The organism is Roseburia sp. AF42-8 (assembly GCF_003435965.1).
Classification (GTDB): domain Bacteria; phylum Bacillota; class Clostridia; order Lachnospirales; family Lachnospiraceae; genus Roseburia_C; species Roseburia_C amylophila.
In genome coordinates, this window is the sequence record NZ_QTVB01000022.1 from 1 (window position 1) to 15,069 (window position 15,069).

General features: G+C 38.4%; 10 protein-coding genes. All 10 read left to right on the forward strand.

The window, feature by feature from the left end; translation table 11 throughout:
• Positions 1-129: 129 nt before the first annotated feature.
• The 10 genes from DW059_RS09940 to DW059_RS09985 all read left to right on the forward strand — a co-directional run bounded on the left by DW059_RS09940 (position 130) and on the right by DW059_RS09985 (position 15,063).
• Complete coding sequence (locus tag DW059_RS09940) at positions 130-2,829, forward strand: YfhO family protein (RefSeq protein ID WP_158552100.1); 2,700 nt, start codon at positions 130-132, stop codon at positions 2,827-2,829.
• Positions 2,830-2,846: 17 nt separating this feature from the next.
• A complete protein-coding gene (locus DW059_RS09945; RefSeq protein ID WP_158552101.1) occupies positions 2,847-3,470 on the forward strand; it encodes an SGNH/GDSL hydrolase family protein in 624 nt (207 codons plus the stop codon).
• Positions 3,449-3,799: a hypothetical protein gene (locus DW059_RS09950; RefSeq protein ID WP_117698673.1), complete on the forward strand. Its 351-nt coding sequence runs from the start codon at positions 3,449-3,451 to the stop codon at positions 3,797-3,799. Before DW059_RS09945 ends, DW059_RS09950 begins: the two co-directional genes overlap by 22 nt.
• Positions 3,800-3,809: 10 nt before the next feature.
• Positions 3,810-6,041 (forward strand): DUF5722 domain-containing protein, encoded by a 2,232-nt coding sequence (locus tag DW059_RS09955; RefSeq protein WP_117698674.1) that lies wholly within the window; start codon positions 3,810-3,812, stop codon positions 6,039-6,041.
• A 225-nt stretch (positions 6,042-6,266) separates the two neighbouring features.
• Entirely contained in the window at positions 6,267-7,274 is a 1,008-nt protein-coding gene (locus DW059_RS09960) for an NAD-dependent epimerase (RefSeq protein WP_117698675.1), read from the forward strand.
• A 16-nt stretch (positions 7,275-7,290) separates the two neighbouring features.
• Complete coding sequence (locus tag DW059_RS09965; protein ID WP_117698676.1) at positions 7,291-10,377, forward strand: N-acetylmuramoyl-L-alanine amidase; 3,087 nt, start codon at positions 7,291-7,293, stop codon at positions 10,375-10,377.
• A gap of 18 nt (positions 10,378-10,395) precedes the next feature.
• Positions 10,396-11,433 carry a CAP domain-containing protein gene (locus DW059_RS09970; RefSeq protein ID WP_117698677.1) on the forward strand — a complete coding sequence of 346 codons (1,038 nt, stop codon included), beginning with the start codon at positions 10,396-10,398 and terminating at the stop codon, positions 11,431-11,433.
• A 30-nt stretch (positions 11,434-11,463) separates the two neighbouring features.
• Positions 11,464-12,138: a hypothetical protein gene (locus tag DW059_RS09975; protein WP_117698678.1), complete on the forward strand. Its 675-nt coding sequence runs from the start codon at positions 11,464-11,466 to the stop codon at positions 12,136-12,138.
• 98 nt (positions 12,139-12,236) lie between these two features.
• Positions 12,237-13,337 (forward strand): hypothetical protein, encoded by a 1,101-nt coding sequence (locus DW059_RS09980; RefSeq protein WP_117698679.1) that lies wholly within the window; start codon positions 12,237-12,239, stop codon positions 13,335-13,337.
• A 157-nt stretch (positions 13,338-13,494) separates the two neighbouring features.
• Positions 13,495-15,063: a transglutaminase domain-containing protein gene (locus tag DW059_RS09985; RefSeq protein WP_158552102.1), complete on the forward strand. Its 1,569-nt coding sequence runs from the start codon at positions 13,495-13,497 to the stop codon at positions 15,061-15,063.
• Positions 15,064-15,069 lie beyond the last annotated feature (6 nt).

Sequence of the window (15,069 nt, forward strand, 5' to 3'; positions counted from 1 at the left end):
TAAACAGTGGATTGACTTAATTGAAGAATAGAATATAGAAACAGATCAAATGATAGGCTAGATTGCGATAGTGTATTTTTGTGATTAGTTTTATATAAAGTGGCAGAAATGATTTATTTGAGGTGGGATATGAAGGGTAGCATTTTAAAAGAAAAATACAGTTGGATTTGGTTGGTTGTCTTGATGACAATTCTTAATCTGCTTTTGTATTGGAAATTTATTATTGGAAAAGAGTTTTTTTTAGTATCAAAAGATATGGCTATCCAACAATATTCAAGCCTGGTGAACTGGTTAAATCATATAGGAGACGGCATAAAGGGGTGGTCTTTTTCAGAGGGTATGGGAAATAGTTATGATTTTAGTGGACAGACTTTTTCTTTAAATATATTTCTCCTCCTTTTTGGAAAAGAAAATCTTAAATACACATTTATCTGGTATCATCTGATTAAAATGTATTTGGCTGCAGTGTTGTTCTATTGTGCGTTGACAAAGCTTGGAATAAAGCAAAAAGTGGCAGTATATGGTGCATTATGTTATGTTTATTCTGCTACATTTATTGTAAGAAGTTTTTGGGCAAGCTATGCATTGGAATTTGTCCTTTTTGCATTGTTGCTTTATGCATTGGAATGTTATTTTCAGGATAACAACTGGCTCCTGTTGGTGGTTGCAATTGTTTTATTGGGGACACAATTGCAATTATATCATTTAGTGGTGTATTCAGTTGCAATGTTATGCTATACGTTAATTCGTAATTATCTTGTGACAAATTATCGTGGGAAAAAGTTTTGGAAGTATATTGGAAACTGTGCATTGATTATGATCGTTTCTGTTATTATATTGGCATATCGTCTTATTCCGGAAATTATGTCAACATTTTCGTCTGGTCGTGTAGCAAATGTTAGTACACAGGTTGGAAGTTCTGCAAAGTGGATAAATTTGTTGGCATTTGCTGAACCGGATCGTCTTATAGCATCATTCAATAGCTGTTTTGCAATTTCATTGGAAGGGGCAATTGGAAATACTGCCTTTTGCCCGAATGCGTTGGATGGACCATTGTTTTATGTGGGACTATTGGTATTATTGTTGTTGCCACAATGTGTAAAATTCCTGAATAAAAAGGGAAAAAAGGTATGGCTCGGATTATTTGCATTTATTGTAGCATATTGTGTGATTCCGGCAGTTTCTTATTTATGTAATCTAGGTGCAGATGAGGACTATTTTAAGTTAAGCACAATGTGGATGCTTGCCTTCCTGATTTTTTCGACAGTCTATGTATTGGATAAGGTAGTACGCGGGGTACAATGTATAGACGGAAAATTACTTTGTATAACATATGCGGTGATTATGGTGGCTTTTATGGGGGTGAATCTGGGAATTGATGATTTTAAAAGCCGGCTCAATATGATTATGTTTGGAAAAGTAATTATTTATTTAAGTCTTTGGCTGCTGTTTCTATTGATGTTTAACAAAATAAAAAATAAAGTCATAGTGAATTACATATTTATGATAATTGTATGCACTGAAATATATTTCTTTATTCATCCGACAATGACAGCTGCAGAAGATTTGGCAGATGGATTAAAATATATTGTAGATACCGGAGAAAATCAGAGGATGATTGATGGAATAAAGGAAAATGAACAGGAAGATTTTTACAGAATATATTTTCGGGACCAGCGTATGGCAGATTATAATACAGAATCTGTTTTGTATAATTTTAATAGCATGGGATATGGAGAACAAAGTGTAAAAAGCGGGTATGTTGATTTTCTGGAGGCTATAGAGGCAGAACCAACTTACAGACCTGTCTGGAAAAGAAGTAATGGCTTTTTGTCCAGATATATGATAGATTCCTTGGCGAGTGTGAAGTATGCAGTATTAGATAAGACAGAAACTCCACCAAGAGGATTTGAAAAGATTGATGAGAATGAAAACTATAATATTTATCGTAATAATTATAGTATGCCGTTGGGTGTGGTAATAGACCAGACGATATCCATTGAAGATTTTGAAAAGTTATCTATCCGTCAAAAAGACGTTGCACTACTGAATTGTATTGTTTCAGATGACATACAGGAGAGTAATTTGACTCAGTATCAGAATGAGCTGAATGTCGAGTCAGAGGAAATTACCCTGGAGGAGATGTATTTAGAAGGTATAACGTTAGCCGGGAAAAATGATATGTATGAAATACAATGTGAATCAGAGGATTTTAATCGTATTTGCCTTCAGACAAAGGATATGCAGTGGACGGAGGATAATGAATATATTGTATCTTTCAAGATTTATTCTCCTACAGAAAATTCAATTTTTATACAGTGGAACGAGGGAGATGTCTGGAAACAGAAAATTATTTCAGTTACAGAAGGAATGAATAATGTTAACTTTACCATAGATTATAAAAATACAGATACTTTATGCATGTATTTTCAGAAAGGAACTTATCAGATTGGAAATCTGCATTATGAAAGCAGTAGTGAAGATGCGATTGATGAGGTATATCAATCGGGCATAAGTGAAAAATCGTTTTTGCAGATGGACACATATGAAAATAATTTGATTACAGGAACAATAGAAACAGAAAAAGATTCATTCTTATTGTTTATGATACCTTTTGATAAGAACTGGGAATTGTATGTAGATGGAAAAGAGGTACAATTACAACAGGTAGATTATGGATTTATGGGAAGCAGAATTGCAGCAGGAAACCATGTTATAAAACTTGACTATGTACCGGATAGTAATGCAATTCCGGTATACATTTCCATCGTGGGTATTATTCTTTTGGCAGGACATATACTATTGCTTAAGAAAAAAAGCCGGGGATGAATTTTGAGCCGGCTGTTATGAGAAAATTAGAACGATGGAGTAAAGAGGAAAATGAAGAAGAAACGGAAGATGGAATAAGAGTTTCTTTTTTTGGTGATAGCATAACAACATATAAAGATTATAGCGGTACACAGGGTTATTATTATGATGAGTCCATGTTGCCCGTTGAAAGTACCTGGTGGATGCGTCTCCTGGGTGAAGAACAGTGGATATTGGGTGTCAATGAATCCATTGGAGGCACAAGGGTAACGTGGGATGGAGTAACAGAAGATGAAAAGCAGTTTATTGGAAATGAATGGTATCTTGGCTTAGAGGAGAGAATTGTTAATTTGGGAAGCAATGGAATCCCAGACAAAATTTTTGTATTTGCCGGAATGAATGATATTTTATCCCAGGGTGAAGTAGATATGGGAGAAATTAAAGAAGAATACATTTATGGTAAAACAGATGATTTTGCAGATGCATACTACACGATGTTGCAGAGAATCAGAAATGATTATCCAGATGCTGAAGTTGTATGTATGATTCCATATCATACAATCTACTCGGCTGCATTGCCGGTACTTTTGGAAGATACGGAAAAGGGGGTGGCTATTATTTCTATGATGAGAATGGCAGAATGGTGCGTAACAGCCGGATAGAATATGAAGGAAGTATGTACTATTTCAAAAGTGATGGCACACCGATGAAGGACAGGCTTACTTATCATCCAGATGGAGAACATATTATTTATCTGGATGCAAATGGAGCCATGGAGCAACAGGGCCTTTTCCGCTTCGCCAATGGAAGGGATTTAGGGTATGCAAATGCCGATGGAACCCTGATGCATTCCGGGTTTTCATACGAACCATATGAAAGAATAGTTTTTTTTCATTGGAATGGAATGATAGCAAGGGGATTGATTTTGGATGGTAATATTTATTATAATATGGATGGAGCGGATGGACATTATTTAGGACAATTCAGATAAGGAGATAATTATGAGAAGAGCAGGGATACGAAGAACAGGACAAAAGTTGGTAGCTTTTTTACTGGTTGTATTGCTGGTATTTCCTATGATGGTACCGGCACAGGCGAAAGCAGCAACAACCTTGATGGGAAAAAGAGCATCAGCGTCTGACGTGGTGGAAGCAACAGCGGAAAATAAAAAAGGTATTCAGGGAGTAGAATTTTGGACAGACAGCTCTGATACAGAAATGAAGAATTCTGTCCACCATGTTTATGTGAATCTGGAATTAAATAATATTATTAACACGGATGGAACGGGAACACCATATGTTTATAATGGAAAAACCTATTATTTTAATTATGAAAATTATATAAAGGTTTTTGAATGGAGAATCAGGGAACTCCGGGCGGCTGGTAAGATTATTACAGCAGAAATATTATTAGGTTGGTCGGATAATCCGGAAATACAGAAACTGATTTATCCGGCAGGAAGAGAAAATGGACATTTCTATTATGCTTTGAATGTACAGGATGCGGATGCTGTAGCAACACTGGATGCAACTTTCCATTATTTGGCAGATGTATTTGGACAGTCAGATTGTTTCATACAGAACTGGATTCTTGGAAATGAGATAACAGCACCTCAGCATTATAATTACTGTGGTTCGTATGATATCAATACAAATGTTGATATTGCTGTAAAGTCTTTTGATTTATTTTATGATGCAGTGAAAGATAACAGTCCATATGCAAGAGTGTATGTATGCCCGACACATAACTGGTATGATAATCTGGCTGGAACAGGAATTCCAACCAAAACGTTTATTGACCGTTTTGCAGCAAAAGAGCAGAGCCGTAATTGGAACATAGCATATCATGCTTATCCACGCAAAATGGATAAGACGATGTGGAGCAAAGATGCAGCGGCAGATTTATCCCATGATATTACTTCTAATTTTGTATGTGCGGCAAATTTGGAAGTGCTGACGGATTATATTAAGAATACATATGGTTCCAAGCATCGGATTATTTTGTCAGAGCAGGGGTTTGATGCTAAGACCCTGGGGGAAGAAGCACAGGCGGCAAGTCTTGCTTACCTTTATTATGCAGCAGCTAGAAATGATATGGTAGATGCCATGATTTATGTACAATTTAAAGATAATCTTGGTGCTACAGGAGCAGGTCTTTATCAGGGACTTGTGAATGCTGACGGGACAGGCCGTCAGGCATATAATGTATTTAAGTATATGGATGGCCCATATGCTTCAACTGTTGTAGAACAGTATTTGAAATATATAAAACCAAATGATACAGGAACACCAATCAGCAGTTGGACAGATGATATTATATGGAAAGCGGCACCAACATTAGCAACTATTACTTCAGCTCAGCTTTATATTCCAGATAATCAGTCTGGCCCATGTGTGCAGATGGCAATGAGTGCAACGACATCTGCGTCTGCGGATTTGGAGTATCGCTGGCTGGTATACGATCAGAGTACTGCAGTCTGGAGAGTGGTCAGTGGTTGGCAGCTGAATCAGAATATATTGAACTGGTATCCGGAAAATGCTGGAAATTATCTGGTACAGGGGGAAGTGCGGGTTGCAGGAAATACGAATTCCGTAAAAACTGCAACTACTGGTTACCAGTATGGAAATGCCATTAATCCACCTGAATCTGCACCGGCTGTTTCAGGACTGTCCTCTGTTGGAATCTATCTCTGGCAGTATGAAAATGGGCTGATTGAAGGTGGGGCGGTAGTAAATGATGGCACAGATAAATCACAGCTTTCTTACCGCTGGCTGGTATATGATGTGAAAAATAATCAGTGGATTCAGGCAGGTGACTGGTCTGCAGACTATGGAATCCATTATAGTCCGTCATCAAGTGGAGATTACCTTGTCTATTGTGAGGTAAAAGATGCACAGGGAACTGTGGTAAATACCACAGTAGGAGTTAATTACCGCCATGCAATAGAAGCAATCTGCCAGATGCCTGACCCGGCAGGAAATGGATATTTAATTGGTATCCAGAGCTTTAATAACCTAGGTTATTATTATGAAATGCAGATATTAGACTGCAATCTGTATGTGCAGGGAAAGGACGCCTGGATTTATACTACCGGTAAGTGTGGAACCCAGGGAAATACCTTGTGGACGACCTGGCAGCCGGTACCGGGATACTATTGGACACTGTTTAATTTATATGATGCATCAGGTAATCTGGTTGATCAACAGTGTTATGGGTTTACAAATGCACAGTAGAAGAGTACTATAAATTTATAATTATGAAACATATGAAGGAAGAAATCTATATGATACAGACGAAATGAAAAGGTGCGGCGTAGAGTATTGTTCAATTGGAAGATAATGGCGCAGGCGGTAACTTTTGTTACTGCCTGTTTTTGCATCTGCTCTTGTTAGATGGAAAATTTTGTGTTAAAAAGAAAAAGATTGGAAATACAAGCATAAATTAATGGAGGAAGTGTAATGAGCAGAGGAACAGAAGAATTAAAAGGAAAAATAATTCTTGTTACTGGTGGAGCTGGTTTTATCGGTTATCATCTGAGTAAACAATTATTAGAATATGATTGTACAGTTATTGGATATGATAATCTGAATGATTATTATGAAGTCCAGTTAAAGTATGACAGATTAAAGGATTTGGAAGGAAGAGAAGGATATACATTTATTAAGGGTGATCTTGCAGATAAAGAAACATTGGGAAAATTATTTCAGGAGTATTCTTTTGATATCGTAGTAAATCTTGGCGCACAGGCAGGTGTAAGATATAGCATTGATAATCCGGATGCATATATTTCATCCAATATGATTGGCTTTTATAACATACTGGAATGCTGCAGACATTATCCAGTAGAACATTTAGTATATGCATCTTCCAGCTCGGTTTATGGAGCAAATAAAAAAGTACCGTTTTCGGTGGAAGATAAAGTGGATTATCCGGTAAGCCTTTATGCGGCAACCAAGAAGTCCAATGAATTGATGGCACATTGTTATAGCAAGTTATATGGAATACCGGCAACCGGACTTCGTTTCTTTACGGTATATGGACCATTTGGAAGACCAGATATGGCATATTTTAAATTTGCAAAGAAGATTATGAATGGAGAAACAATTCAGATTTATAACAATGGCGATATGATGCGTGATTTTACATATATTGATGATATTGTAAAAGGAATTGCCAATATTCTTCCAAATCCACCAGAAGAAATAGAGACAGGGGCAAAGTACAAAGTATATAACATTGGAAATAATAAACCGGAAAAGTTAATGGATTATATTCAGACACTGGAAAAGCATTTGGGCAGAGAGGCGAAGAAAGAATTTTTACCAATGCAGCCGGGAGATGTTTATCAGACCTATGCAGATGTAAGTGATTTGATGCATGATTTTAATTTTAAACCGAGTACATCAATTGATGAAGGTTTAGGTAAATTTGTAACATGGTTTAAGGAATATTATAGATACGAGTAAGGAAGAAGTACATAAAATGAAGAAGATATTAAAAAGAGCAACAGCATGTTTACTGGCAATCTTAATGCTGGCAGGAGAAGCACCGGTACAGAGAGTATTTGCCGCAGAAGCAGTCCAGCCTGAAACAGAGCAGCAGGTTGAAGAAGTAAATGAAGCAGAAAGCGTGGAAACAACAGAGACAGAGACGCAGACTGAGACGGAACAACAGGCTGGAGAAACAGAGACAGCAACAGAAATCAACGAAGAAGCAAAAATGACAGAAGCAGAACAGCCGGAAACAGAACAGGCAGAAGAGGATGCTTCCGTTCAGGAAGAAACACCATTATTAAACTATGTATATGTTGATAAGAACAACGTAGAAATAAATGGAGAACAGAATATTGTATTGAGTGTGGGTGACGATTCTACAGTAATAGAATCTGCCAGATTGTTCCTTCAGAAAAAGGATGGGGAACAGTATGCATTGGAAGCATCAGCAATAGATGGAAATGCAATGCTTTTTACAGAGAAATATCTGGATGAAAATAAGACTGGTGTGTATACACTCTACAGTTATGAAGTAACCGTGAATGGAGTAGTTTATACACAGGTTCTTTCAGAAGCAGGAGTTAATGTATCTTATGGTGTGAACTGTGATATAGAATCCCAGCCGGATGCACAGGTGATAAATGAAGAAGATACAGAACCGGATGTGGATTATGATGTAGTATCTTTTGATAAAGATGGAAACCAGATATCAGAAGAGTCAATTGCATCAGCCATTGAGAACCAGCGTCAGGAACAGAATGAAGATGGACTTACCCGTTCTACTTATGGCAGCAACGGAAATATTGTAGTTGTGCTGGATCCAGGACATGATGGCAGCCATGGAGGTACAAGCGGAAACGGAGTGGCTGAATCTGTAATTAATCTTAAAATAGCCCAGTATTGCAAAGAAGAACTGCAAAAATACAGCGGTGTTACCGTATATATGACAAGAGATTCACAGACCTGCCCATATGGTGGCAGCAGTGTGGATGCAAAGAGCTGTAATGAGAGCAGAGTAGCATATGCAAAGAGTGTTGGAGCAGATATTTATGTGTCATTGCATAATAATTCAGCATCTTCATCAGAGGCTTCCGGAGTAGAAATTTATTATCCGAATACGAATTATAATCCGTCTGTCAGCCGGACAGGTGAAGAGCTGGCTTCTCAGATTTTAAGACAGCTGACTGCACTGGGACTAAAGAATCGTGGAACAAAGATCAGAACATGTAAAGATACTGTTCCGGAATATCAGTATCCGGATGGTTCCCAGGCAGATTACTATGCTGTAATCCGTAATTGCAAGAAAGAAGGAATTCCGGCAATTATCGTAGAACATGCATTTGTTACCAATCCATCGGATGTATCCAATTATTTATCGACCGATGAACAATTAAAGAAACTGGGTGTGGCAGATGCAACAGGAATTGCCCAGTATTATAATTTGAAACAGGGATTTCAGATTAATGAAATAGATTTTCAGGATAAAAACAGTTCCGTGGAAGTATCAGCAAAGTGTTCTGATATGAAGGGCATAAAGTATCGTTATCTGTATTATGACCTGGCTGCACAGAGCTGGGGTGTTATATCAGAATGGACCACAGAATCTAAAGTGGAATGGCAGCCAAAAGCTGGTAATTACTGGGTACAGGTAGCAGCAATTGACAGCAATGGAAATGGTACGACGAAGACAGTTTCCTATGCAGCAACACATAATTATACCGGCTATTATCTTGATCTGAATGGAATGTGTTATATCATGAGAGATAATGGTATTGATGTAGGTGTGGCGTATGACAGCAATGCATCAGATGTGAAATTCAGATGGCAGGCATATAACCTGGATAAACAGCAATGGAGCATGGTGGCAGACTGGACGGGAAGCAACTGGGTAACATGGAAACCGGAACAGGGCAACTTCTGGCTCTATGTAGAGGCAATGACACCGGATGGTGCGACACAGAATACGATTATGTGTTTTGCATCACAGAAAGATTATTCCCATCATTCATTAAACCTCAATGGAATGTGCTACAATATTTATGATGACCGGATTGATGTCGGAATTGCTTATGATAGTGATGATTCCAATGTGACATTTAAATGGGAAGCATATAACCTGGATAAGCAGGAGTGGAATCTGGTAGCAGACTGGACGGGAAGCAACTGGGTATCCTGGTATCCGGACAAAGGCAATTACTGGATGCATGTGACAGCACGGACATCAGATGGTGTGACGAAAGAATATACAATCTGTTTTAATGCAGCAAGAAATTACAATCATAAATACATAACGATTAATGGAATCTGCAGTGTGAATGATAAAGCCGCAATAAATCTTGGTGTATCTTATAATACCAATGATACATCACCAGCATTCCGCTGGCAGATTTATGACCTTAGCACCAGTACCTGGTCTACACTGACAGACTGGACGGGAAGCAACTGGGTATCCTGGTATCCGGGTTCTGGTAATTACTGGGTATATGTGGAAGCAAGAACCAGTGACGGAACAGTAGAAAGCTATTGCATTGCTTATCAGGTGACGGCAAGATATGAGATCATGGGAACGACCAGTACCAATATTTCCCAGATGGTTGCATATTATAATGCCAATAATGCTTATCCGGAATTCTATGCATCTTCCGATGCACCGACAATAGAAGCATTTTGCCAGATATATCTGGAAGAATGCCAGGCAGAAGGACTGAAAGCAGAAGTGGCATTCTGCCAGGCGATGCTGGAAACCGGATTTTTACGATATGGCGGGGATGTACAGATTAACCAGTATAACTTTGCCGGATTAGGAGCAACTGGTAATGGAGCACCGGGAAATTCCTTTGGCAGTGTAAGGGAAGGAATCCGGGCACAGGTACAGCACTTGAAGGCCTATGCATCAACTGCTGGTCTGAACCAGCCATGTGTGGATTCACGGTTCCAATATGTAAAGAGAGGAACTGCACCATATGTAGAGTGGCTTGGAATCCAGGAGAACCCATATGGAAAAGGATGGGCGACTGCTAAAAATTATGGCTATAATATTGTTAATCTTTATATGGCAAAACTGTTTAGATATTAAACCGAAAGGAGGGGTGAAATGAAAAAAACATTGCAGAAGATAATCACTTTTTGTGCAGTAGTGCTGGGTGTGTGCTGCATGAACAAAATGGATGCAAAGGCATTTACAACAGGAAATCTGGAATATATGAATGGAAACTATTATTTATATTCCGGCAATCAGAAAGTGATCAATGACTTTGTATTTGATGGCTCTTATACCTATTATGCCCAGGCAGATGGGACACCAATGACAAATCGGTTGACCTATCATCCGGATGGAGAACATATTATTTATTTTGACGAAGATGGGCATGAAGTCTTTAATAATTTTCAGTATTGCCCGAGTGTAGGTTATACCTGCTATTTTGATTCCCAGGGCTATCTGTATAAAGACCAGACAACATACCTGGACGGACAGCCATATTATTTAAATGCAAATGGGGCGTTAGAGCAGAATGGCTGGTTCCGGTATGCGAATGGAAGAGATTACGGATATGCGGAATCTGACGGATGTTTAATAAATAATAAATTTGCAAAAGATAATCAGGGACGTGTTGTCTTTTACCACTGGAATGGAATGGTAGCAAGAGGTCTGATATCCGATGGATTATGGTATTATAGCATGGATGAAGGGGATGGACATTACCTGGGACGTTTTAAAGCGGCAGGCGTTGCACCGTCAGATACCTATCAGCTCCAGGTACTTGACCTTGTCAATGAAGAACGGTTAAGCAGAAACATTGCACCATTAAAGTTAAACGAACAGGTGCAGCAGGCAGCACAGGTACGTGCAGGTGAAATCAGCACAGTATTCGATCATATACGTCCGGATGGAAGATCCTGCTTTACGGCACTGGATGAGTATGTAACAGATGGATATGGTTCTGCCGGAGAGAATATTGCAGCAGGACAGAGTAGCCCACAGGAGGTGGTGAGTGACTGGATGAATTCACCAGGACACAGAGCCAATATTCTGAAAGAAAGTTATACGGCACTGGGAGTAGGATATTATTATGGTTCCGGTCCATACTACTGTTATTGGGTACAGATGTTTATTGGAGACAGATACTGGTAAAATTTATGAGGTAAAAGGAGAAGAAAATTTATGAAAAAGCAATTTATGGAGAAACATTTTTGGAAGACTGCGGCGTGTCTGGGACTCATGGCAGTAACGTTGGCAGGCAGTAATAAGATAACGGCGGAGGCACATACCGCACACATAACGGGAGAACTTAAGACGGAGAACGGAGTGCAGTATCTGTATTCAGAAGGACAAAAAGTAATCAATGATTTTGTCTTTGATGGAACTTATACTTATTATGCGCAGGCAGATGGAACACCGATGAAAGACCGTCTGTCTTATCATCCGGATGGAGAACATATTATTTACTTTGACGAGAATGGTCATGAAGTTTTTAACAAATTCCAGTATTGTGAAGCTGTAGGATATACCTGTTACTTTGATTCCCAGGGCTATATCTATAAAGATCAGATTACATTTGTAGATAGTGTGCCATATTATCTGAATGCAAACGGTAAGATGGAAGATTCCGGCTGGTTCTACTTCGCGAACGGTAAGGACTGCGGATTTGCAGATACAGATGGAACCTTGCGGAATAATGGATTTTCTTATGATCCATGGGGAAGAGTTGTCTTCTACAACTGGAATGGAATCGTAGCCCGTGGCATAATTTCCGATGGAGTATATCTTTATAACATGGATTACTATGATGGACATTTCCTGGATGGATTCTCAATAGAAGATCAGAGTCCTATTTAAATAAAAAATTAGAAAATATTGGTTGAAAACCAGCATTAGAACTGCTATAGTTTATTTGTAACTAAAAACTACATAAAAAGAAATGGAGAAAGAAGTTTATGAAAAAACAACTGATGAAAGTTGTTGTATGTTTGGGAGTTATTCTTGCCGCATTTTCTGTGAACAAGACATCTGCAAAAGCATACACAACAGGAACACTTAGTAATGATGGACACCTGTATAGCAATGGTCATATGGTAATCAATGATTTTGTGTTTGATGGAACCTATACCTATTATGCACAGGCAGATGGAACACCGATGAAAGATCGTTTGACCTATCATCCGGATGGAGTACACATTATCTATTTTGATTCAAAGGGACATGAAGTATTCAGCAATTTCCAGTACTGCCCGAGCGTAGGCTATACCTGTTATTTTGATTCACAGGGGTATATCTACAAGGATCAGATTACCTTTGTAGACAATGAACCATATTATCTGAATGCAGATGGTAAAATGGAGGATAGCGGCTGGTTCCGGTTTGCAAATGGTGTGGATTACGGATATGCTTTTGATGATGGCTCTTTAAACTGCTCTGGATTTGATTATGATCCATGGGGAAGAGTTGTATTCTATCATTGGAATGGAATGGTAGCCCGTGGTTTAATTGCAGATGGAAATAATTATTATAGTATGTCTACAGATGATGGACATTATCTGGGAAGCTTTTCTACTGGTAACACTAATCCGTTATATGGTCCATCATACTATATTGTTGGAGTAAATATGCCGGCAGGTGAATATTTTATTGCAAATCAGGGAAATGGTTCGGCTTTCACAATTTATGATAGTAATAATGATGTAGTAAGATCTGATTGGAGTGATCAGAACCTGATTTTTACAGCAGTGCCAGGTGAAACGGTTTGGCTTTTTGAGGGAATAGCAACTCCGAATCTTGCATCCCAGGCGGTAAACCTCTCTGCCTGCAATTTAAATGCAAAAGTTGGTGTACATATTGGCGCAGGTGTATATCGTATTACAGCAGCAACCGATCCTGGTGAGGGACGTTATTATAATCTGTGGAATGATTCATCATTCTTAAATAGTGTTGCAAGCAGCCACCAGTTTACTTATGATGGAGAGACTGTTGAAGTAAGAGTATCCAATGGACAGATGCTTGATGTATGTAATGCATATGTTACTTATGTAGGACCGTAATAATAGCAGAAAAATAAAATAATAAGATATGGGAATAGCCGCTTTCTGATTATATGTAATCGGAAAGCGGTTTTCTATTGAAAAGAGGTGAATAAAGCTGATATAATATAAATGATATATGGCAATCACAAATCAAGATAAGAAATGGAGAGAAAATATGAAAAGATGGAAAAGGGGAATTGCTTTATTAGCAATTGTAGCGATGATGATGCAGGTATTACCGATAAATGTATGGGCGGAACCGGTGGCAGATGAGGTGACAGATAAGACGGGATATCTTCCGGTGGGAATTGAAGAGGTAACACTGACAGAAGAGGATGTTGCCGATGCCCTCACATTGGAAGACCAGGAATACAGAGCAGAGACATATAGTGCTTCTGGTACTGATTACAGTTCCAGCTATTACTATAATCAGTTATCTTATGAAAAGAGAACATTATATAATAGTATGCAGTATGAATGTGAACAGTATCTGGATACACAGGAGGATGCGGTAGTAGATGGTTCTTCTTATGCAAGGACAGACTACATAGAATGCACAGGCATGTCAACAGATGATTTGTGGGAAGTTGTTTGGATATTTACGCTTTCAAACCCGCAGTATTATTTTGTCCGTGGTACATCCGCTTTTAAAGGATATCAGGGTTCAAAACAATATGTGGCACTGGCAATTTATCCGGATTATCAGAAAGGATATGTACGTGCAAAATATACTGCCCAGTTTAATGCAAAAGTGAATAACTGGATAAATGAGATTAATGCAGAATCCTCAGATTACTTTAAAATTAAAAAAGCACATGATATTGTATGTGCGAACATCGTATATGATAATGATTCCAGCAATCAGGAAAAGCATCAGAGCAGCGGAACAGCAGTACTGACGGGAAACTCAGTATGCGCAGGCTATGCACAGCTCTTTTCCCTGTTATGCAATGCAGCAGGCATATCTGCAATCTGTGTAACCAGTCCATATCATGAATGGAACGAAGTGAAGCTGGATAATAACTGGTATGTTGTAGATTGTACCTGGGATGATTCTGATTCAGACAATAGCTGGTATTATAATTATTTTTGCAAATCAGATGCTACAATAAATGAGGGATATCATGAAGTGGAAAGTTGTCTGAGTGCATACAGACCGGCATGTAATTCAGATTATATCGGAAAAGTGTCCTCTTATAATGGAATCAGTTTTTATCGTGAAGTAGATGGAAATATCCGCAGCTATGATGAAAAAGGAAAACTGATTACCAATAAATTTGTATTTGACGGAAGTTATACCTATTATATGCAGGCAGATGGAACACCGATGAAAGACCGTCTGACTTATCATCCGGATGGAGAACATATTATTTATCTGGATACAGAAGGACATGAGGTGTTTAATAATTTCCAGTACTGTCCAAGTGTGGGATATACCTGCTATTTTGATTCCCAGGGATATATTTATAAAGATCAGATTACCTTTGTTGGCGATAAAGTATTTTATCTGAATGCAAATGGAAAGATGGAGAACAGTGGCTGGTTCCGGTTCGCAAATGGCAGGGATTTTGGATATGCGAATACGGATGGAACTTTGAAATGTGATGGATTTTCTTATGATCCATGGGGAAGAATTGTATTCTATCACTGGAATGGAATGGTAGCCCGTGGATTAATTACAGATGGTGTATATTATTATAATATGGATGCAACAGACGGACATTATCTTGGAAGTTTCCAGTAAATAAGA